Origin of the sequence: Acinetobacter sp. MYb10, assembly GCF_002980175.2 — a bacterium.
GTDB classification, from domain to species: domain Bacteria; phylum Pseudomonadota; class Gammaproteobacteria; order Pseudomonadales; family Moraxellaceae; genus Acinetobacter; species Acinetobacter guillouiae.
This window is the reverse complement of sequence record NZ_CP058272.1, coordinates 230,887-249,598: the sequence shown is the minus strand read 5'-3', so window position 1 is coordinate 249,598 and position 18,712 is coordinate 230,887. Positions and strand designations below refer to the sequence as shown.

Here is an 18,712-nt window from a genome sequence, read left to right as displayed (position 1 = left end):
AATTTACATTTCGTCGATTTTACTTGTTTTTTTCATTAAGTGATCTATCACATATTGATTCAAGTATTCAAAGTAAAATATGATTACCGCTTAATATATGGCAATAATTACAAAAAACAGGGACCTCTAAATGACTAAAAAATATGCAAAATTTTTACCTGCAGCTGAAAATTTTAATATCGAAAATTTCCCATACTATTGGATCAGCCAAGTTCATTCTCAGTATGTTTTAAATTTAGATCACGTACTTAAAAAGTATGGGGTAGACAATTCTAGACGACGATTATTAGTTGCTTTAGAAGCCAAACCAGATGCAAGTGTTTCTGAGCTTTCGGAAATGATCGTTTCAAAAATGTCGACGACAACCAAAATTGTTTATCGCTTAAAAGAGGAAGGCTTTGTAGATACCTACTCTTGTGAACATGATGCACGTATTACACGGGTACATTTAACAGAAGCTGGTCAACAAATGACGCTAAAAATTAATGATTTAATGAGTGTTGTACTTGAACAGTCATTTGACGGTTTAACACCACTACAAATTGAAAAAACCATGGAAAATTTAAAAATCATCTTTAAGAATCTTGCACATTAATCCTTAAGATTCTTCATCAAAGATGTTCAACTGTGGCGAGTTTTTGTTATTTGATACTTTGGGGCAATAAAAACACTCAAACTCCGCCACGGGGAAACCCTCAATAAAACTCGAAATATTGGGCTGTTGTAAGCCCAACCACTCATCAAGTCGATGATGTGGAATGACTACCACCGAACGCTTATCTGTTCGAGGTTCATGGAATTCACTCATCATCGGATGGGGGTGGGCGTCCATACTGATCATGGTAGCTGAACGAACAACTTCACCGGTTTTTAATCGGGTAATCTCATACAATGCCGCAATATAAAAAGCTTGGCCATCTTTACGCCTTACCCCCCAACGCTGTGGTCGGCCTTTGATGTATTTGGATTCATAGAACTCTGTCACGGGGATCACGCCAAATTGGCACTTGCTAAAAGCCTCTACAAAACTGCGCTTTTCCATCAGCGTTTCATTTCTTGCATTATAAGTATGTTTTGCTGCTTCTTTATCCTCAGCCCATTTTGGCACTAAACCAAAGTTGACTAAACGCCATTCAATCCCTTGATTAGATTTAAATAACAACGGCGTTTGAAAGCTTGGAAATATTTCATCTTCATACGAGAAAGGTATCGCGGGTAAGCCAAGCTGCTGAACTTGTATTAAGCTGATCGGTTTAAAATTAGCACACATAATAATAAGATTTTAAATGATTAATTTATAATTGTGGAATCTATCTATCGCCGCTATCCATTGATAAGAACCTTAGACATTGATAAAAAGTTGAGACAGCTCGCAATTTAAATTGAGGATAAACCGAAATTTATCCTCTTTGCTTTTATCCAAAAATCTTTTTTACCTTGGCACTTAAACCATGGAAAAACTTATGTTTTGCATTGGCTTTTTCGCTGGTCAAAAAGTTAATTTGAATAGATTGACGTTGCCCTTCATAAGGAATATAGCCATGCCAACCATTGTCAGTCACTTTAAATGCAACCAGTGAGCCTGGTCCTGCATTGATTTCAGTCACATAGTTATTGATGTCTTTATCGTCATTGAGGATACGTAAACGTCCATTTGGTGCATCCCAAGATTCATTTAAATAGATCAAAACCGTCAACAATTTGCTTTTTGAATCACTATGAATCCGCCCATCTTTTTGACGAGAGTAGCCACGTAAAGTAATCATCATCGGATGTTCCATCACATTGACATCAAATTTATCTGTTAAAATTTGACGAAATTCTGGTGTATCCAATGATTTTAGAAAGCGATCAAAATTAGGCTTAATTTCTACATCTTCGATGTTAAAGCTTCCGCCCTGTTCAATTTTAGGAAAGTCTTGGATTACTGCCTGGACTTCACTGTCAGCCAAAGCATTTTCAACCACAAAATACGGATAAGGCGTACTTGCAACTTCAGCATTTTTCAGCGCATCTAATTTCAGAATTGATGTCATTTATAATTCAGCTTAATGATTAATTCCCTTAAATTGTATCAGAGATTTTATATTATTGGCTTAAAACTCAAAGTCGGGTCTACAAATTTTATATATGAAAGCAAAGCAACATTTAAAATAAACCATAAAAAGAATAAAGCCTCCGAAGAGGCTTTATTGATAAGCTAATAGGATAAATTAGACGATAAAATTAATCGCCTGTATAGCCTTTTAACTTTAAGCGATACGCATGCAATAATGGCTCAGTATAACCAGACGGCTGTTCACCACCTTTGAATACTAAATCATAAGCAGCTTTATATGCATAACCGTCAAAACCAGGCGCCATGTTGCTATATTCAGGATCGTTGGCATTTTGCTCATCAACAATCTTCGCCATACGCTGCATAACTTCTTCAACTTGCGCTTTAGTCACAATACCATGACGCAACCAGTTCGCAACGTGTTGAGAAGAAATACGTAACGTTGCACGGTCTTCCATTAAACCGACATTGTTAATGTCTGGCACTTTAGAACAACCCACACCTAAATCAACCCAACGAACAACATAACCCAAGATACCTTGAAGGTTATTTTCAAGCTCTTTGGTCTTCTCTTCTTCAGTCCAGTTTGTATCTGTCGCTAAAGGCGGTGTCAACAAGTCATCTAACGGAAGCGCTTCAGTTTTCAATAACTCTTGTTGGCGTGCTGAAACATTACATTGATGATAATGAATCGCGTGAATCACAGCACCTGATGGTGAAGGAACCCATGCACAGCTCGCACCTGCTTCAGGATGTTCAATTTTGGTTTTATACATGTCTAAAAGCATGTCAGGTTTAGGCCACATGCCTTTACCAATCTGCGCTTTGCCACGTAAACCTGCTTGTAGACCGACCATAACATTACGGTTTTCATAAGCTGGGAACCAAATTTGGCTTTTCACTTCGCCTTTACGAACGAAAGGACCTGCTTCCATAAAGGTATGAATTTCATCACCTGTACGGTCCATGAAACCAGTATTGATGAAAATAGTACGGTCTTTCGCTTGTGCAATACAGTTTTTCAAGTTTACAGATGTACGGCGTTCTTCATCCATAATCCCGATTTTCAAAGTTTTAGCTGGTAAGCCAAGTGCTTGTTCAGAACGTTCAAACAATTCAACAGCAAATGCAACTTCTTCTGGACCATGCATTTTTGGTTTAACGATATACATTGACCCTTTACGCGAGTTTTTGTTTTCGTTTTGACCTTTGATGTCTGCGAAAGTCAATAATGGTGTAATTAAAGCATCCATAATACCTTCGTAGATTTCAGCACCATCTACAAGGATCGCAGGGTTCGTCATTAAATGACCAACGTTACGAAGAAGCATCAATGAACGACCATGAAGTGTTGTTTCACCACCGATCAAGTTCTTATGTGTACGATCTTTATTCAATGTACGCGTCACGGTTTTACCGTTCTTCTCAATTGATTCTTCAAGCGTACCTTTCATTAGACCTAACCAGTTACGGTAGCCTTCTACTTTCTCTTCTGCATCTACAGCAGCAATCGAATCTTCTAAATCTTGAATCGTAGTAACAGCCGCTTCTAAAACAAGATCTTTAACACCAGCCGCATCAGTTTTACCCACTGGGCTATTTGCATCAATTTCAATAACAACATGTAAGCCGTTATTTAAAAGTACAATTTCAACGGGTGCAGATTCGTCGCCATTAAAACCGACAAATTGTGATTCTTTCGCCAAAGTCGAGGTTGAACCATCTTTAAGGGTTACAACAAGTTTTTTGCCTTCAACAGCATATTTTGTTGCATCTGTATGTGAACCCTTTGCCAATGGGAATGTTTCATTTAAGAAATTCTTAGCAAATGCGATAACTTTATCGCCACGAACTGGGTTATAGCCTTTACCTTTTTCCGCGCCACCTTCTTCAGAGATCACGTCAAAACCGTAAAGCGCATCGTATAAAGAACCCCAACGTGCATTTGCCGCATTTAAGCAATAACGTGCATTACGCACAGGTACCACCAATTGCGAACCAGCCAATAATGCGATTTCTTCATCTACATTTTCTGTACTGATTTGAAAATCTTCTACTTCTGGTAATAAGTAGCCAATTTCTTTAAGGAAAGCTTTATAAGCTTGAAGTTCAAATTTATTGTTGCGGTGCCATTCATCAATTTTAGCCTGAATCTCGTCACGCTTCGCTAAAAGCGCCTTATTCTTAGGGCTAAGATCGACAACAACTTGCTCAAAGTTTTTCCAGTATGTTTCACTATCTAAACCAGAACCTGGTAGTGCTTCATTTTCGATGAAATCGTAAAGTTCTTTAGCAATCGCTAACTTGCCTTTTTGAATACGTGCAGTCATTGTCTTTCCTGATATTGCTACTTTTTATAACAAGAGTTTCTAGTATACCGATTTAAACCATGCTGAATAGTACTATCACATTGCTAAATAGTGATCATTTTAATTAAAAAAATAGCGACATTAACTTAAAAAATAACGATCAAAAATACAGCAACACCATCAACTAAATCATCAACTAAATCGCTTTTTAACAGTGTATAAATTTTTTAAAATGTCTAAATTAGACCAAAGTGCTGAATCAACCCTAATTTCCCCATTTTTTTATACACTTTTATTCCTTGAGCAAAGATTAAGCCATGAATAGCGCTAAATGTCGATAAAACCAATCCATAATTCTGTGTAAAGAATTGTTCGATTCACTTATATTTTTTTCTGTTTGTTCAAACCTGATCTTATTGTTTCAATTTAGATGATTAGAATCTTTAGCAACAAGATGGAATCGCATAATTTTTTTTAAACCACTTATGCTTTTTTAGATTATTTAATCATAGGCTTCTACCTATTGTCTGGCGACAAGCAGGGATAACGCACTGCACATAAAAAACCTGTTTAAAATTTACATTCTAAACAGGTTTCTGGAATAGCAAGGTCTAAGCTAAATAAGCAATAGACCTCAGCTTAAAACAAAATGTTTCACTTAGTTAAAAGTTTTAAAACGTGTTGCATCATCAATAAATGTTTTTTCGCCCGCTGGTGCTTCGATTGAACCAAATACTAATTGTGCGCGAAGTTTCCAGTCAGCAGGTACATCAAATGTTGCCGCCACTTCTTCATCTACGATTGGATTATAATGTTGTAAAGATGCACCAATACCCGCTTCAGCCAATGCAGTCCAAGTTGCAAATTGTGCAATACCTGTTGAATGCTCAGACCATACTGGGAAATTGTCTGCATATAATGGGAATTGTTCTTGTAAAGCTTTAATCACACTTAAATCTTCATAAAACAACACTGAACCAGCACCAGCGATAAAGCTGTTAATTTTACCCGAAGTTCCTTCAAATGCTTCAGCTGGAACGATTTTACGTAAAGTTTCTAAAACGATTGTCCAGAATTTAACATGTGAGTCACCAAATAAAATCACAGCACGAGAAGACTGTGAGTTAAATGAAGATGGGCTATGCTTGATTGCATCTTTGATGATTTCTTCAATTTTCGCTTGGTCTAAGCTTAAATCTCTACCAATTGCATAAATTGTACGGCGTTGTTTGATTTGATTTAAAAATGACATGGTGTTAATCCTTCTATGACCAAATGGGTCGTGTTATTTAACATGGTTTGAGTGTATTGCATCATTCTTAGTTTCGTCATGCTTATATACATAACAATGTGTTCTATATTTAGAACAATATGTGAAATTGGAAATTTTTAAATGCTACCGTGTTTATGTGGTTCCCTTTTTAATTGCAATTAAAGTATTTATTAATCAAACAATTCAATTAAAATTTACCATTAAACTCAGCCTATTGCTTTGAGCTTTACAACAATAAGAATATGGCAAATATCCTATATACTTTTCATTGCTTGTTTTGTGGTAAAAATATTGCAAATCTGGACAGATGATTCTAGACATCGCATTAAAGTACAACTTGATGACATTCTTATGATGTCTTCTTTCAATAACATACCACCATTAACCCCAATCTTAGAAAATAAAAAACTCCGCATAAAGCGGAGTCTCATTTAAGATAAATAGTTATCTAAATTACTTATCTGTTTCAAACAGTGCGGCAACAAATGATTTTGCAGAGAATGGACGTAAATCATCAATCTTCTCACCCACACCAATATATCGAATTGGTACATGAGTACGACTGGCAATATTAAACAACACACCACCCTTTGCCGTTCCATCTAATTTGGTAATGGTTAAACCTGTTAAGCCTACAGCTTCGTCAAACATTTCAACTTGGTTAATCGCGTTTTGACCAGTACCAGCATCCACCACCAACATCACTTCATGTGGCGCAGTTGCATCAATTTTTTGCATCACACGTTTTACTTTAGTCAACTCAGACATTAAGTTACTTTTGTTATGCAAACGCCCTGCTGTATCAGCAATTAAAACGTCCACACCTTTGGCACGTGCACTTTCAAAGGCATCAAAAATGACTGAAGCACTATCTGCACCATGACCTTGAGCCACGACAGCAATATTGTTACGTTCACCCCAGATTTGAAGTTGTTCAGTTGCCGCTGCACGGAAGGTATCTCCTGCTGCAAGCATGACTTTCTTACCTTCACCTTGTAAACGTTTGGCTAATTTACCAATCGTGGTGGTTTTACCCACACCATTTACCCCCACCACCAAAATCACAAATGGATTTTTATTGGGATCGATATGCAATGGTTTTACCCGAGGTGCAAGTAAAGCAACCAGCTCTTCTTGTAGCGCTTTATACAATGAATGTGAGTAAATCAAATCACCACGTTCTGTACGCTCAGTCAAATTCGCAATAATGGTTTTAGTCGCCTCTACCCCGATATCAGCAACCAAAAGTTGCTCTTCTACTTCTTCGAGCAACTCATCATCAATTTCTTTACCACCAATCAGGATATTGACCATACCATCGGCAAGGCTTTTACGCGATTTGGTCAAACCTTCTTTCATGCGGCTAAAAAAGCCACCTTTAGATTTTTCATCTGCCGATTCAATCTGTGCGTCTTGGCTCTCAGTTTGAACAGGTTCCGTTTTAGGTGTTTCTACATTATTTTCAATAATAGGCACATTGACGGCTGGTAAACTAGGTAATGTGACATCGTCATCCCCGATATCCGCATCAATCAAGAATTTATTTTGCTGTTCTTGCATGCCGATTCCTTGAAAAGCATAGCGTTAAAAAAGAATGAGTTTAGCATAGATTGCATCATTTTTAGCGTTAAAGCAGCGATAAAACAAGCAAACCAAAATGCAACATTCCAGCCTTGCTTTAAATCATTAATTTTTTAAGAATAGTTCTAAATTTAAAATAAATTTTTGGGTTATCTGTGTATATTCTGAAATCTAAATTCTTAAATCTTCTTAGACAATCCAAAGTTATCCTTGCGCCACTTTTATTTTTATCTTTTAACACGGTAAATACGCAACTTCAGGCAGCACCTCAAAGCCAACTTTCTAGGACCACCTTTGAAACCACACTGAAAAATGGTTTAAAAGTGATTATCCGTGAAGATCATCGTTCACCAATTGTTATGACCCAAATCTGGTACGGCGTGGGAAGTAGTGATGAGTCAGGTAATGTACTAGGTATTTCGCATGTGCTTGAACATATGATGTTTAAAGGAACCAAAAAAGTTCCTGATGATGAGTTTGCACGTTTGAGTCGAATTTATGGTGGCCGCACCAACGCTGCCACATATACAAATTACACCAACTATTATCAGCTTTACCCCAAGAAGTATTTTCCATTGGCTTTGGAACTTGAAGCAGACCGTATGACAAATCTGGTCCTCAAACAACAAGACTTTGATCCTGAAATCAAAGTGGTTATGGAGGAAAGACGACAACGGACAGATGATAATCCACGAAATCTAGCCTACGAACGTTTTAAATGGATCGCCTATCCAACCAGTCACCATCGTCAACCGGTGATTGGCTTTATGAAAAACCTACAGAATATTCGTCTGGATGATCTTAAACATTGGTATCAAACTTGGTACACCCCCAATAATGCGACCTTGGTAATTGTGGGAGATGTCAATGCAGAACAGGCACTTAAACAGGTTGAAAAATATTTTGCGGCAATTCCCAAAAAGGAGCTTCCTGACCGTAATGATGTTTTAGAGTTTGATCGAATGGGTTATCGGCATATGGAAGTGCAGTTGCCAGTACAAGTCCCCAACTTGTTTATGGCTTGGAATGTCAAATCCATTGCTACAGCAAAAAACCCACAAGATGCCTACGCACTGACCATTATCCAGTCCTTACTGGATGGCGGTATCTCCGCACGCTTACAAGACCGTCTGATTCGAGATAAAAAAGTGCTGACCGCAATCAGTGTCAGTTATGACCCCTATAATCGTGGCGACAGTTTATTTATGATTTCCGCGATCCCAAGTGATGATGTTTCTCTGGATGAGGCACAAAAAGCGATTGAAAAAGAGATGAATTTATTTAAAACAGAATTAGTCAATCAAGCTGAACTCGATCGTGTCAAAAACAACTTCGTTTCAAATTTAATCTATAGTCAGGATGATATTGGTGGACAAGCCAATATGATTGGGAATTTGGAAGTAAACGGCCTAAGTTTTCGTTTAATGGATGAATTACCCAAACATTATGACAAAGTGACGCCACAAGATTTACAACGAATTGCCAATATTTATTTTGTCAAAGCCAATCTGAGTAGTTTGTATTTAATGCCTGAAAGTACAAAAGAATAAAAAAGGATCTCTCATGAATTTTAATCCATTCTCGACCTATTCGATAAAAATACCCTTGTTTGTGTTCATCAGCTTACTCTACTCCCCCCTTAACCATGCAGAGGTTGAGTTAGACAATCATGATGAAACCGATGCGGTTATAGATGATTCCGCACTTAAGGCAAATTCGACTTTACAAAGCTTAAAAAATCTTGATAAACATCAACAGTACCAAGCGCCCTTTGTTCAAGACCTCTCCAACAACCAAAAAGTCAGAACACTGTTTGTTTCAGCCACCGACCTACCTATTGTGGATATTCAACTCACCTTTAATGCAGGTTCGTCACAGGATGAAGCACTAGGAAAAGGTCTGTATGGTATGGCAAATATGGCAGCCAAGCTGATCACTGAAGGCACAGATCAATACACAGCAAAAGAAATCGCGTCCACATTTGAAGGATTAGGCGCTCAATTTAGCGTTACCGCGTACCGTGATATGTTTGTCGTCCGACTCCGGGTCTTGTCAGATCCTGAAAAATTAAACCCTGCTATCAATACCATGTTGCATGTGCTGAATCATGCACAATTTAATCCATCGGGTTTAAATCTTGTGCTAAATAATACCAAGGTTGGGCAGAAGCAAATCCAAGAAAATCCAAGTCGGATTATGAATATTCGCTTTTATCGTGCGTTATATGGACAACATCCTTATGCCGAACCCACTGTGGGAACCAATGGGAGCCTTAAAAAAATTACCCCAGAACTACTTAGGGCTTATAGACAAAAACTGCTTGTTGCCCAAAACATGAATATTGCGATTACTGGTAATTTAACTTCAGCCGATGCAACCCAACTGGCCAATTTAATCAGTCAAAATCTAACCCAAGGTGAAGCTGCACAAGCACTTCCTGAACCACAAGATCAAAGTGATTTTAATATCCATTACATCCCATTTAACTCAACTCAAGCCAATGTGATGTTGGGACACTTGGCTATTCAACGCAGTGATCCTGATCGTGTTGCATTAGAGGTTGCCAATCAAATGTTTGGCGGAAGCGGATTTAATTCAATTTTAATGAAAGAACTTCGGGTTAAACGGGGTTATACCTATGGAGCCTATAGTAATTTGACCTCCACATTGGCTCAGGGTTTTTTCAGTTTGAGTTATTCCACTGAACAAAATCAATTGATGGACAGTATCAAAGTTGCACATCAAGCCTTACGTGATTTTGTAAAAAATCCAATCCAAAGAAAACAGCTCGAAGAAACCAAAGAAGGCATGTTACGTTCTTTCCCAATGACCTTTAGTTCCAATGCCAATATCAATGCACAAATCGCATCGATTGGTTTTTATCAACTTCCTGTGGATTATTTGACCCAATATCAAAAGCAATTGAGCCAAGTCACCACCAAACAAGTTCAAAAAGCGATTCAAAAACATCTTCGTGCAGACCGTCTCACCTTGGTTGTTGTTGCACCAACACTGGATCAGAATGAATTAAAAGACATGTTAAGTGCTGATTTAGCCACCCCAGATCAATCCAGTACAAATCAAAACAAGCAAGTGGATACGCAAGCCATGCCAGATGTCCCGACATTGATCATTCAAAAAACAATTCGCCGGCAAGCGGAACCAGCCAAATGAGTATTGCCAGTTATTGTGGATCTTTACTATCCACCGCAGGATATCGTTTTACCTGTTGGTTTTCAAAATGATAGGCACGTAGTAGGCGTAAATATTCAACCACATAAATACGATCTTGGCTGCGCAATTGATGGGCAATCTTTTGCGTCTTAGGATTGGCTGCTTGTTGTGAATATTGCACCACATATTTGTATTGATCTGGATTAATTGGCCGTGTTAAAGCCAATATTGCGAGAAAGACCGTACTTGCACTGATGATCACCACAAGGGAATTCAAGATATTTTCCACAGGAAAAGAACTATACAATTTTTGAAAATAATCTTTGAATTTACGCATGAACTACCTCTAATTATGGATAGTTTATCACTCTGATCATAAAAATATAGCGCTTTCTAAACTACATTTTATCTGTATTCTCAAGTATACAGCCATCTTCAATCATCATTGATATCTTGAGGAAATATGCCAAGCAAACCGTAACAGACAAACTCTGCAACAGCAAAAATAATTTATCGACAAAATGAAAGCTCTCCTCTAATAAAAGACGAGAGCTTTATGAATGTTTAGAGAACAATAGCGCTTAACGCATAAATTGCATGATTAAATAATTGCTCTCAAAAATGCAAAATACAAAATGATCGCAATAATTGCCAATGCAATACTGACAGCAAAGATACTCACTCCACCCTCTGCATGCGCAGGATGCAAATCATCATCATCAGCAAGACGCCTTAATTCACCATCATAGATTCGGTAAAAGCCTGCTTTTTGCACTGGATTTAAGTTTCGGGTATAATCGTACACGCGTTTACGCTGGGCTAAACAATAATCTCCAAGATGGATTTCTTGATGATAAATTGCCTCATCCAGTTGTTTACGGTGATACTGAGCTAATTCAACGATCTGAGTCTCAGCAGCGGGTACATCAAAAATAAAGCCATCTATAGTGTTTGTCATTTTGCTCTCCCTTTGTCTTAATTCTCATATTGATTTTAATAAATATTATTTCTGATTAATGTTTAATCATGTAATCTTATCTTCGTCAAGCATAGATTTCAAATCGCTTGACAAACAAGGCTAATTGTAATATTAGTTTAATAAAGTTAAGTTAGATTAGTTAAGTATAAGCTCCGTTGGGGAGCTATGTTAAAAGATCATAATTACAATAAGGAGTTATATATGATTCATCAAATCTCTCACCAAGACTTAGAACATGTTTATGCAGATGCTGTAAATACAATCCAGTGTGAAATGAACTTTGTAGAAGCGGTAAAAGCATTAGAAGATGCGGCGAAAGCTGGTCATGGTAAAGCAGCAATGTTTCTTGCAGAACTTTACTACCAAGGTTTCCGCGTTGAACGTGATTCTCTAAAAGCCCAATATTGGCAAAAGATGGCAACCATGCAAGCATAATAAAACGTCACCTAGGTGGCGTTTTTTTAACCCCTATCCTTTTCATTTTTTAATAAATCATTACGCTTTCAATACATTTTTTATTGTTTTAATAAATGCTTACGATTGAGCATAAAGCACCAACAGTTCTTATAAGAATTTCAACTACAATAGGCAATGTACTAAATAAGATTGTTAATTATGAAAAAGTATATTCATCTTCAGCCCATTTCGAATGAATTGTTTATTAAAATTTCTATTTTAAAATCACTCATGTATTGTGGTGTACTTTGGGGACTTTACCATGATGGCTGGGCAATGAAGTCTGGTTCAAATGAAGTTTATTTTCCTTTTTGGCTAAACGCTGTTCAAGCCCATCAGTATGCAAAGATTCATTGGCCTCACTACACCCCTCGCAGAATAACACCTAAAGATTTTAGAGAATCGCTGTTACCTACGTTGACACGGCTCAATATCATGCCTGCATTGTTTAATTCCTCATCTCGAAAATTTAAACTCTCAACCTCTCAAATGGAACATTTCTTTTTCCATAGTCATGTTCAATTTCAACCGGCTTAAAGGCGAAGATATATTTTTAGTGGTTTAAAATTGTTGTAAAAAATAAACTTTATATTTTTATGACTGCAAAGTATTTGCAAAGTTAAAAAATACAGTTAAGTTAAAGGTGTGCAGATTGGTAAGCACCCTAGAAAAGGAAGAATAATTATGACGACAGTAGCACAAGTAATCCAAGATAAGATTGGTCGTGAAATTTATACGATTTCACCCTCTGCCACAGTATTAGAAGCCATTACACTTATGGCAAACAAAGGTATTGGTGCTGTGGTTGTCACTCAAGATACAAAGGTCGTCGGAATCCTCTCAGAACGCGACTATACGCGTAAAATTGCGCTTATGCAGCGTACCTCTGACCATACAACGGTCGCTGAAATTATGACGTCTAGAGTGATTTCTGTGACACGTGGCCATACGGTTGAAGAATGTTTAAATTTAATGACTGACGGACACCTACGCCATTTACCTGTGATTGAAGGTGAAACACTGGTTGGATTTGTTTCTATTGGCGATTTAGTCAAAGCTACGATGGAAGATCAACGAAAATTGATTGAACAGTTAAGACAATATATTTCAGGTTAAGTGACATTATAAAAATATAACCCTCCATGTGGAGGGTTTTTTATTGTGTATAGAAAATTGGCAGCTCAGCTTGCATGTAAAACCATTTTAAATTTCAAGATAATAGAAATAATCACCTGCTTTGAGTTGCATATCTTCATTTATCACGGGGATAAACAATCGAGTTCATTAAATAAAAACTAAGGCTGAATTTCAAATTTAACGAAAACATAAAAACCTAGCCAAAGCTAGGTTTTTAGATCAATCAATTTTTAATCATCAGTTTAGGTTTAGCTTCTCAGCAACATAGTCGGCATCTTTATCACCACGCCCTGAAAGGTTTACAACAATTTTGATTTCTTTCGCTAATTTAGGCGCTTCACGAATTGCCCACGCCACAGCATGAGAGCTTTCCAATGCAGGAACAATTCCTTCTACGCGTGAAAGGGTCATAAACGCATCTAAACACTCTTGATCAGTTACTGTAGAATATTCCACACGGCCTAAATCTTTTAAGAAACTATGTTGAGGGCCTACACCCGGATAATCCAAACCAGATGCAATCGAGTGCACAGGCAATGGTGCGCCCTGTTCATCTTCTAGTACATAACAAGCCATACCATGAATCTGACTTGGTTTACCTAAAGTCAATGTTGCTGAATGCTGTTGAGTATCTAAACCATGACCTGCAGGTTCCACACCAACCAGTTTAACCTCTACATCATTTAAAAATGCCGTGAATGCGCCAATTGCATTTGAGCCACCGCCTACACACGCAACCACATAATCAGGTTGTGCGCCAAAGCGATCTTGGGTTTGAACTTTAATTTCATTGCCAATAATAGATTGGAAATCACGTACCATTTTTGGGAAAGGATGCGGTCCAACCACAGAACCAATCGCATAAATAAAGTTTTTAGGGTCTTTCAAATACTCTTCAAATGCGCTATCTACAGCATCTTTCAGTGTTGCAGTACCTTGAGTGACTGAAACCAGTTTTGCACCCAAAATCTTCATTTTCACGACATTGGGATGTTCTTTCTCAATGTCCACCTGTCCCATATGAATTTCACATGGAATACCAACCAAAGCACATGCGGTTGCAAGTGCAACGCCATGTTGACCAGCACCTGTTTCTGCAATTACTTTGGTTTTACCCATATATTTAGCAAGCAAAGCTTCGCCCAAACAATGGTTAATTTTATGTGCGCCTGTATGATTTAAATCTTCACGCTTTAAATAGATTTGTGCACCACCCAATTGATCAGAAAGACGTCTTGCATGAAATAAAGGACTAGGGCGACCTACATAATTGGCAAATAAATCAGCCAATTCATTTTGAAATTCAGGCGTTTTACGAATTTCCTCATATGCGACATTGATTTCATCCATTGCTTCTTTTAAATGAGGTGGAATAAATTGACCACCATATTCACCAAAAAAGCCTTGTTCATTTGGTAATGCAATACCATTTATTTGATGATCCATTTCTTTCCCTATTTAATAAATCAGCCGTTGAATTTATGAATAACAACTTTGCTTGAGAATAGGGTTTATTGACAATTTTAGCCTACACTGCAAACCATTTATAAAATATCAACAGACCCTAATTTACCGTGACAAATATTTCGTCATATCCTCAATGCCTTTAAGGGTCATTGGAAACATATGATCGTCGAATAATTGTTTAATTAATGCGATGGTTTGCGTGTAATGCCAATAACCTTGCTCTTCTGGATTTAACCATGCTGTTTTTTCAAAATGATTGCGCAAGCGGCGTAACCATACGTCTCCTGCTTCATCATTCATATATTCAACAGAACCACCGACCGATTTCAGCTCATAAGGTGCCATACTTGCATCACCCACCACAATTACACGATAGTCTTTACCATAGGTATTGAATAAATCCCATGTATTCATTCGGGTAGAAGAACGACGATGATTATCTTTCCACACATAGTCATATAGACAGTTATGGAAATAAAAATATTCTAAGGTTTTAAATTCAGTTTTTGCCGCACTAAACAATTTTTCACATTGTGCAATGTGTGAATCCATCGATCCCCCCACATCAAACAACATCAAAACTTTAATTCGGTTACGCCGTTCAGGCACCATTTGTACATCTAAAATGCCCTGTTTGGCAGTTTCATAAATGGTGCTGTTAATGTCTAATTCTTCTGCAGCGCCTTGACGAGCAAACTTACGTAATCGACGTAAAGCCATTTGCATTTGTCGAGTACCTAAAATTTGTTCATCATCTAAATTTTGATATTTACGCTGTTCCCAAACTTTTACTGCTGAATTTTTACGGCTCGGGCCACCAATTCTCACGCCTTCAGGATGGTCACCAAAAGCACCAAAAGGTGAAGTTCCACCTGTGCCAACCATACGGTTGCCACCTTGATGTTTTTTATGTTGTTCACGCAAGCGTTCTTCCAACATCTTCATCAGTTCTTCAAGCGAACCTGCTTTCAGCAATTCAGCACGCTGTTCAGGTGTGAGATGTTTTTCAAGTAACTCTAAATCAAACCAGTCTTTGGGAAGTTTTCGAACTTTGCTGAGCAGATCATCGATATCAAAAGTATGGATACCTTCAAAATAATCTTTCATGGCACGGTCAAATTTGTCAAAGAAGCGTTCATCTTTGACCATGACTGTCTTTACTAATTGATAAAAATCATCTTGATCGGCAAAAACCAAGCCTTCACTAATTGCTTGGTTGAGATCAATGAGTTCTCGTGTTGAAACTGGAACACCATATTTTCTGAGGGTATAAAATAATCGCACAAACATGTTGCGATCTCCTCATTAACGACGTGACATAAAGGCTAAGCGTTCAAGCAACTGTACATCTTGCTCATTTTTAATCAATGCACCATATAAAGGTGGAATCGCTTTTGATTTATCATGATTACGCAAAATATCTTCAGGCATATCATCTGCCATTAACAAGCTTAACCAGTCAATCAATTCAGATGTTGAAGGTGGTTTTTTTAAGCCAGGCACTTGGCGTAATTTAAAGAAGACTTGTAATGCTTCTGAAACCAGTGTTCCAGAGATATTCGGAAAATGAACTGCGATAATTTCACGCATCGTTGCTTCATCAGGAAATTCAATATAATGGAAAAAACAACGACGTAAAAATGCGTCTGGCAGTTCTTTTTCATTATTTGAGGTAATGATTACGATTGGACGTTGGGTTGCAGTAATGGTTTCGCCTGTTTCATAGACAAAAAATGACATTTTGTCTAATTCATGTAGCAAGTCATTTGGGAATTCAATATCTGCTTTGTCTATTTCATCAATCAACAATACACAGCGTTCTTCGCTGGTAAATGCATCCCACAACTTACCTGGTTTGATGTAGTTTTTAATATCGTAAACACGGTCATCACCCAACTGGCTATCACGTAAACGAGAAACTGCATCATATTCATACAAACCTTGCTGTGCTTTGGTTGTAGATTTAATGTGCCAAGTAATTAATTTAAGACCTAGACTCTCAGCAACTTGTTCAGCCAATAAGGTTTTACCTGTACCAGGTTCGCCTTTCACCAATAATGGCTTTTGCAATGCTCGAGCTGCTTTTACAGCCAGTTTTAAACTATCCGTTGCGATATACTGTTCAGTACCTGTGAATTGTTGAGAATCGACAGACATAACTTACCTTTATTTTTTATTTAAAGTGGTGAAATATTTTTTGCTACAGCGCTTGCTTGGGTATTTTTCGTGGTTTTGTATTTAGACCAAAAAAATCCAATGACTAAACCAATACCCATGACAAATGTAATTAAGGCAAGATTTGACCAAATCAATGGTGAATCCTTGGTAAGAATACCAAATAACAGTCCAAATATTGCTGGCGCAATCGCTGAGTTTGGTCCTTCAGAAATGGTCGGGGTTGCAAGAACGGCAAATACAATGATCCATGTAATACCGCCAAGTGGCGATGGCAATCGTTTTGAAATCGAATACCAGCACCATAAAATCAACAGCGTCCCAAGAATATAGACGGTTATTGCGATATTATCTTCTGGGATAGCATCAAATAGATCTAAAAAATTTGCCCATATTCCTGATAACTGATCAAGCACCACGTAATCCCTCTGGTTCAACCGCATTTGGGTTAATTAAACCTTCTGGCGGCATTTGAATAAAGAAGCCTTTTGTATTGAGTGAATCGATTACATGTAACACATTTACACGTGCCAAAGGTCGAGCTTCGCTCAGTTCAAGATGCATTACATGCGTTGCACGACCAAAGGCAACACGTAGTGGCTCAGAAAGAGCCGCTAAGGGATCTGCACTTTCGTCTGTATTTGGATGATTTGGGCGAGCCACATAAAGATACATTTCATCTTTTTTGCTCGATTTATAAATATCACAATGCATTTTAAACAACAGCTTCAGTAAAACTTAGTTGACAGCATACATGAAAAAAACGACGGATACATTATCGAAAGTTAACGCATCAGTCGTTATTTATGTCCAATTGCTAAATCTTTGATCAACAATAACACAGTAAGCTTTCTTGGCTATTGGTGATTATTCATCTAAACAACAGCAGCAACAGCCGCTATTCATTGACCTTCATCTGCATACTTAAAAACTTAATATCTTCTTGTAACAGATGGATAAGTGGCTGGGTAAGCAATTCATAGCGCCACCCCAACAAATAACCAGGTAAATCCTGTTCATTGCCATGAAATACCACATGATGATACAAGGCATTTAACCATTTTTTACGCATAAGTACTTCTTTAGGTACTTGCATTTCAAATGAAACCTGAGAAATTAACTCATCTACTTCAAGGGTGATTCCCTGAGAAGAATGCTTGATTGGGCGCGCAATACGCAGTGGCCACTCATCGGTTTCAGGCAGAAACTTCAATAAATCTAAAATTGTTTTTCCATGTTCACGCACAATATTTGGACGTATTCCCTTCACAGAGGACAATTGAAAATTATTTTTAGGATTGACTTCAACCAAATCAATCATCGTGGCATTTTTTAGAATAAAGCTACGTGGTTGATTGAGTGCTTTGACCATTTCTTCACGCCAAACACTTAATTGTTGCAATTGCATCAATTGTTTTCTGGAATGACGATAATTACCAATATCACAATATAATTTTTCTTTTGGTGTTTCTGAAGCGATTTCAAAGGTTAAATTTTGACAATCTTCAAGCACATGTGAATATAAGCTTTTCTCGACCAATTCAGCTTTTACTTTTTCAGCCAAACGCATAATGTATAAAACATCATTGGCTGCATAATTCATTTGTTCATCTGTTAACGGCCGAGCCAGCCAATCTGAACGTGTTTGATCTTTATCAATATCAATCTCTAACACCAATTTCAATGCATTTTGATAACTGACTTGTAGACCATGTCCTAAAAAAGACAACCCCACTTGGGTATCGAAGACATTCTTCAGATTTTTCTGATCTGCATAATGATAAATGAGATCAATATCTTCTCCACAAGCATGAAAAATATTTTGCTGTGCTTGAAAAAGTTGAAACCAAAAGCGATCTAAATTTAAGGTTGTGCCGTCGAGCAAAAATACTTGACCATTGACATTAATTTGGAATACACCGAGTTTTGGCCAAAGTGTGTCGACTTTAATAAATTCAGTGTCTAGACCATAAGTCGAAGTATGTTGCATCAAATTCAACACATGTTCGAGATCGGTCTGTTGATTAATAAATTGAAACATGTCAGTTTAAGTCAAAATGTTACATTCAAATGAAATATGATTTTACCTTAATATATAAAAT

At 37.4% G+C, this 18,712-nt stretch carries 19 protein-coding genes; 6 read left to right on the top strand and 13 right to left on the bottom strand.

The window, feature by feature from the left end:
* Positions 1-130 precede the first annotated feature (130 nt).
* Positions 131-595, top strand: coding sequence for a MarR family winged helix-turn-helix transcriptional regulator (locus CQZ96_RS01155; RefSeq protein ID WP_004719627.1), 465 nt, complete (start codon positions 131-133; stop codon positions 593-595).
* A gap of 3 nt (positions 596-598) precedes the next feature.
* Here CQZ96_RS01155 and CQZ96_RS01150 read toward each other — a convergent pair whose 3' ends face one another.
* The 5 genes from CQZ96_RS01150 to ftsY form a co-directional block, all read right to left on the bottom strand.
* Positions 599-1,270, bottom strand: coding sequence for an SOS response-associated peptidase (locus CQZ96_RS01150; RefSeq protein ID WP_105712442.1), 672 nt, complete (start codon positions 1,268-1,270; stop codon positions 599-601).
* Positions 1,271-1,415: 145 nt separating this feature from the next.
* A complete protein-coding gene (locus tag CQZ96_RS01145; RefSeq protein ID WP_004719624.1) occupies positions 1,416-2,036 on the bottom strand; it encodes a 2OG-Fe(II) oxygenase in 621 nt (206 codons plus the stop codon).
* Between the two features lie 190 nt (positions 2,037-2,226).
* On the bottom strand, positions 2,227-4,389 hold the full coding sequence (locus CQZ96_RS01140) for a malate synthase G (protein WP_105712441.1): 2,163 nt from the start codon (positions 4,387-4,389) through the stop codon (positions 2,227-2,229).
* 637 nt (positions 4,390-5,026) lie between these two features.
* Positions 5,027-5,620 carry a nitroreductase family protein gene (locus tag CQZ96_RS01135; protein WP_004719619.1) on the bottom strand — a complete coding sequence of 198 codons (594 nt, stop codon included), beginning with the start codon at positions 5,618-5,620 and terminating at the stop codon, positions 5,027-5,029.
* A 474-nt stretch (positions 5,621-6,094) separates the two neighbouring features.
* A complete protein-coding gene (ftsY, locus tag CQZ96_RS01130) occupies positions 6,095-7,201 on the bottom strand; it encodes a signal recognition particle-docking protein FtsY (RefSeq protein ID WP_004719613.1) in 1,107 nt (368 codons plus the stop codon).
* A gap of 176 nt (positions 7,202-7,377) precedes the next feature.
* On the opposite strand from ftsY, the gene CQZ96_RS01125 reads away from it, so the two are divergent.
* Positions 7,378-8,772: a M16 family metallopeptidase gene (locus tag CQZ96_RS01125; RefSeq protein WP_056511802.1), complete on the top strand. Its 1,395-nt coding sequence runs from the start codon at positions 7,378-7,380 to the stop codon at positions 8,770-8,772.
* A gap of 13 nt (positions 8,773-8,785) precedes the next feature.
* Positions 8,786-10,396, top strand: a complete 1,611-nt coding sequence (locus CQZ96_RS01120; RefSeq protein WP_105712440.1) for a M16 family metallopeptidase — start codon at positions 8,786-8,788, stop codon at positions 10,394-10,396.
* A 10-nt stretch (positions 10,397-10,406) separates the two neighbouring features.
* Here CQZ96_RS01120 and CQZ96_RS01115 read toward each other — a convergent pair whose 3' ends face one another.
* Both CQZ96_RS01115 and CQZ96_RS01110 read right to left on the bottom strand, forming a co-directional pair.
* Positions 10,407-10,733 (bottom strand): hypothetical protein, encoded by a 327-nt coding sequence (locus tag CQZ96_RS01115; protein ID WP_056511806.1) that lies wholly within the window; start codon positions 10,731-10,733, stop codon positions 10,407-10,409.
* A 264-nt stretch (positions 10,734-10,997) separates the two neighbouring features.
* On the bottom strand, positions 10,998-11,354 hold the full coding sequence (locus tag CQZ96_RS01110) for a hypothetical protein (protein ID WP_105712439.1): 357 nt from the start codon (positions 11,352-11,354) through the stop codon (positions 10,998-11,000).
* Between the two features lie 222 nt (positions 11,355-11,576).
* Between CQZ96_RS01110 and CQZ96_RS01105 the strand changes: the two genes are divergently transcribed.
* From CQZ96_RS01105 to CQZ96_RS01095, 3 genes are all read left to right on the top strand, one after another.
* Entirely contained in the window at positions 11,577-11,810 is a 234-nt protein-coding gene (locus CQZ96_RS01105) for a hypothetical protein (protein WP_004719607.1), read from the top strand.
* Between the two features lie 180 nt (positions 11,811-11,990).
* Positions 11,991-12,368 carry a DUF2750 domain-containing protein gene (locus tag CQZ96_RS01100; protein WP_004719606.1) on the top strand — a complete coding sequence of 126 codons (378 nt, stop codon included), beginning with the start codon at positions 11,991-11,993 and terminating at the stop codon, positions 12,366-12,368.
* Between the two features lie 147 nt (positions 12,369-12,515).
* Entirely contained in the window at positions 12,516-12,947 is a 432-nt protein-coding gene (locus CQZ96_RS01095; protein WP_004822228.1) for a CBS domain-containing protein, read from the top strand.
* Between the two features lie 258 nt (positions 12,948-13,205).
* Here CQZ96_RS01095 and trpB read toward each other — a convergent pair whose 3' ends face one another.
* The 6 genes from trpB to CQZ96_RS01065 form a co-directional block, all read right to left on the bottom strand.
* Positions 13,206-14,414 (bottom strand): tryptophan synthase subunit beta, encoded by a 1,209-nt coding sequence (gene trpB, locus CQZ96_RS01090; protein ID WP_105712438.1) that lies wholly within the window; start codon positions 14,412-14,414, stop codon positions 13,206-13,208.
* 123 nt (positions 14,415-14,537) lie between these two features.
* On the bottom strand, positions 14,538-15,725 hold the full coding sequence (locus CQZ96_RS01085; protein ID WP_105712437.1) for a vWA domain-containing protein: 1,188 nt from the start codon (positions 15,723-15,725) through the stop codon (positions 14,538-14,540).
* 15 nt (positions 15,726-15,740) lie between these two features.
* On the bottom strand, positions 15,741-16,592 hold the full coding sequence (locus tag CQZ96_RS01080) for an AAA family ATPase (RefSeq protein ID WP_004719598.1): 852 nt from the start codon (positions 16,590-16,592) through the stop codon (positions 15,741-15,743).
* Positions 16,593-16,612: 20 nt separating this feature from the next.
* Complete coding sequence (locus tag CQZ96_RS01075; protein ID WP_016539240.1) at positions 16,613-17,026, bottom strand: hypothetical protein; 414 nt, start codon at positions 17,024-17,026, stop codon at positions 16,613-16,615.
* On the bottom strand, positions 17,019-17,324 hold the full coding sequence (locus tag CQZ96_RS01070; protein WP_004822235.1) for a YcgL domain-containing protein: 306 nt from the start codon (positions 17,322-17,324) through the stop codon (positions 17,019-17,021). Before CQZ96_RS01070 ends, CQZ96_RS01075 begins: the two co-directional genes overlap by 8 nt.
* Positions 17,325-17,508: 184 nt before the next feature.
* Positions 17,509-18,651 (bottom strand): ribonuclease D, encoded by a 1,143-nt coding sequence (locus CQZ96_RS01065; protein WP_016539239.1) that lies wholly within the window; start codon positions 18,649-18,651, stop codon positions 17,509-17,511.
* Between the last annotated feature and the right edge of the window lie 61 nt (positions 18,652-18,712).

What these genes read in the sequence shown, in the direction of transcription:
- CQZ96_RS01155 (WP_004719627.1), top strand. Translation starts at nt 131, where the DNA reads ATGACTAAAAAATATGCAAAATTTTTACCTGCAGCTGAAAATTTTAAT.
- CQZ96_RS01150 (WP_105712442.1), bottom strand. Translation starts at nt 1,270, where the DNA reads ATGTGTGCTAATTTTAAACCGATCAGCTTAATACAAGTTCAGCAGCTT.
- CQZ96_RS01145 (WP_004719624.1), bottom strand. Translation starts at nt 2,036, where the DNA reads ATGACATCAATTCTGAAATTAGATGCGCTGAAAAATGCTGAAGTTGCA.
- CQZ96_RS01140 (WP_105712441.1), bottom strand. Translation starts at nt 4,389, where the DNA reads ATGACTGCACGTATTCAAAAAGGCAAGTTAGCGATTGCTAAAGAACTT.
- CQZ96_RS01135 (WP_004719619.1), bottom strand. Translation starts at nt 5,620, where the DNA reads ATGTCATTTTTAAATCAAATCAAACAACGCCGTACAATTTATGCAATT.
- ftsY (WP_004719613.1), bottom strand. Translation starts at nt 7,201, where the DNA reads ATGCAAGAACAGCAAAATAAATTCTTGATTGATGCGGATATCGGGGAT.
- CQZ96_RS01120 (WP_105712440.1), top strand. Translation starts at nt 8,786, where the DNA reads ATGAATTTTAATCCATTCTCGACCTATTCGATAAAAATACCCTTGTTT.
- CQZ96_RS01115 (WP_056511806.1), bottom strand. Translation starts at nt 10,733, where the DNA reads ATGCGTAAATTCAAAGATTATTTTCAAAAATTGTATAGTTCTTTTCCT.
- CQZ96_RS01110 (WP_105712439.1), bottom strand. Translation starts at nt 11,354, where the DNA reads ATGACAAACACTATAGATGGCTTTATTTTTGATGTACCCGCTGCTGAG.
- CQZ96_RS01105 (WP_004719607.1), top strand. Translation starts at nt 11,577, where the DNA reads ATGATTCATCAAATCTCTCACCAAGACTTAGAACATGTTTATGCAGAT.
- CQZ96_RS01100 (WP_004719606.1), top strand. Translation starts at nt 11,991, where the DNA reads ATGAAAAAGTATATTCATCTTCAGCCCATTTCGAATGAATTGTTTATT.
- CQZ96_RS01095 (WP_004822228.1), top strand. Translation starts at nt 12,516, where the DNA reads ATGACGACAGTAGCACAAGTAATCCAAGATAAGATTGGTCGTGAAATT.
- trpB (WP_105712438.1), bottom strand. Translation starts at nt 14,414, where the DNA reads ATGGATCATCAAATAAATGGTATTGCATTACCAAATGAACAAGGCTTT.
- CQZ96_RS01085 (WP_105712437.1), bottom strand. Translation starts at nt 15,725, where the DNA reads ATGTTTGTGCGATTATTTTATACCCTCAGAAAATATGGTGTTCCAGTT.
- CQZ96_RS01080 (WP_004719598.1), bottom strand. Translation starts at nt 16,592, where the DNA reads ATGTCTGTCGATTCTCAACAATTCACAGGTACTGAACAGTATATCGCA.
- CQZ96_RS01070 (WP_004822235.1), bottom strand. Translation starts at nt 17,324, where the DNA reads ATGCATTGTGATATTTATAAATCGAGCAAAAAAGATGAAATGTATCTT.
- CQZ96_RS01065 (WP_016539239.1), bottom strand. Translation starts at nt 18,651, where the DNA reads ATGTTTCAATTTATTAATCAACAGACCGATCTCGAACATGTGTTGAAT.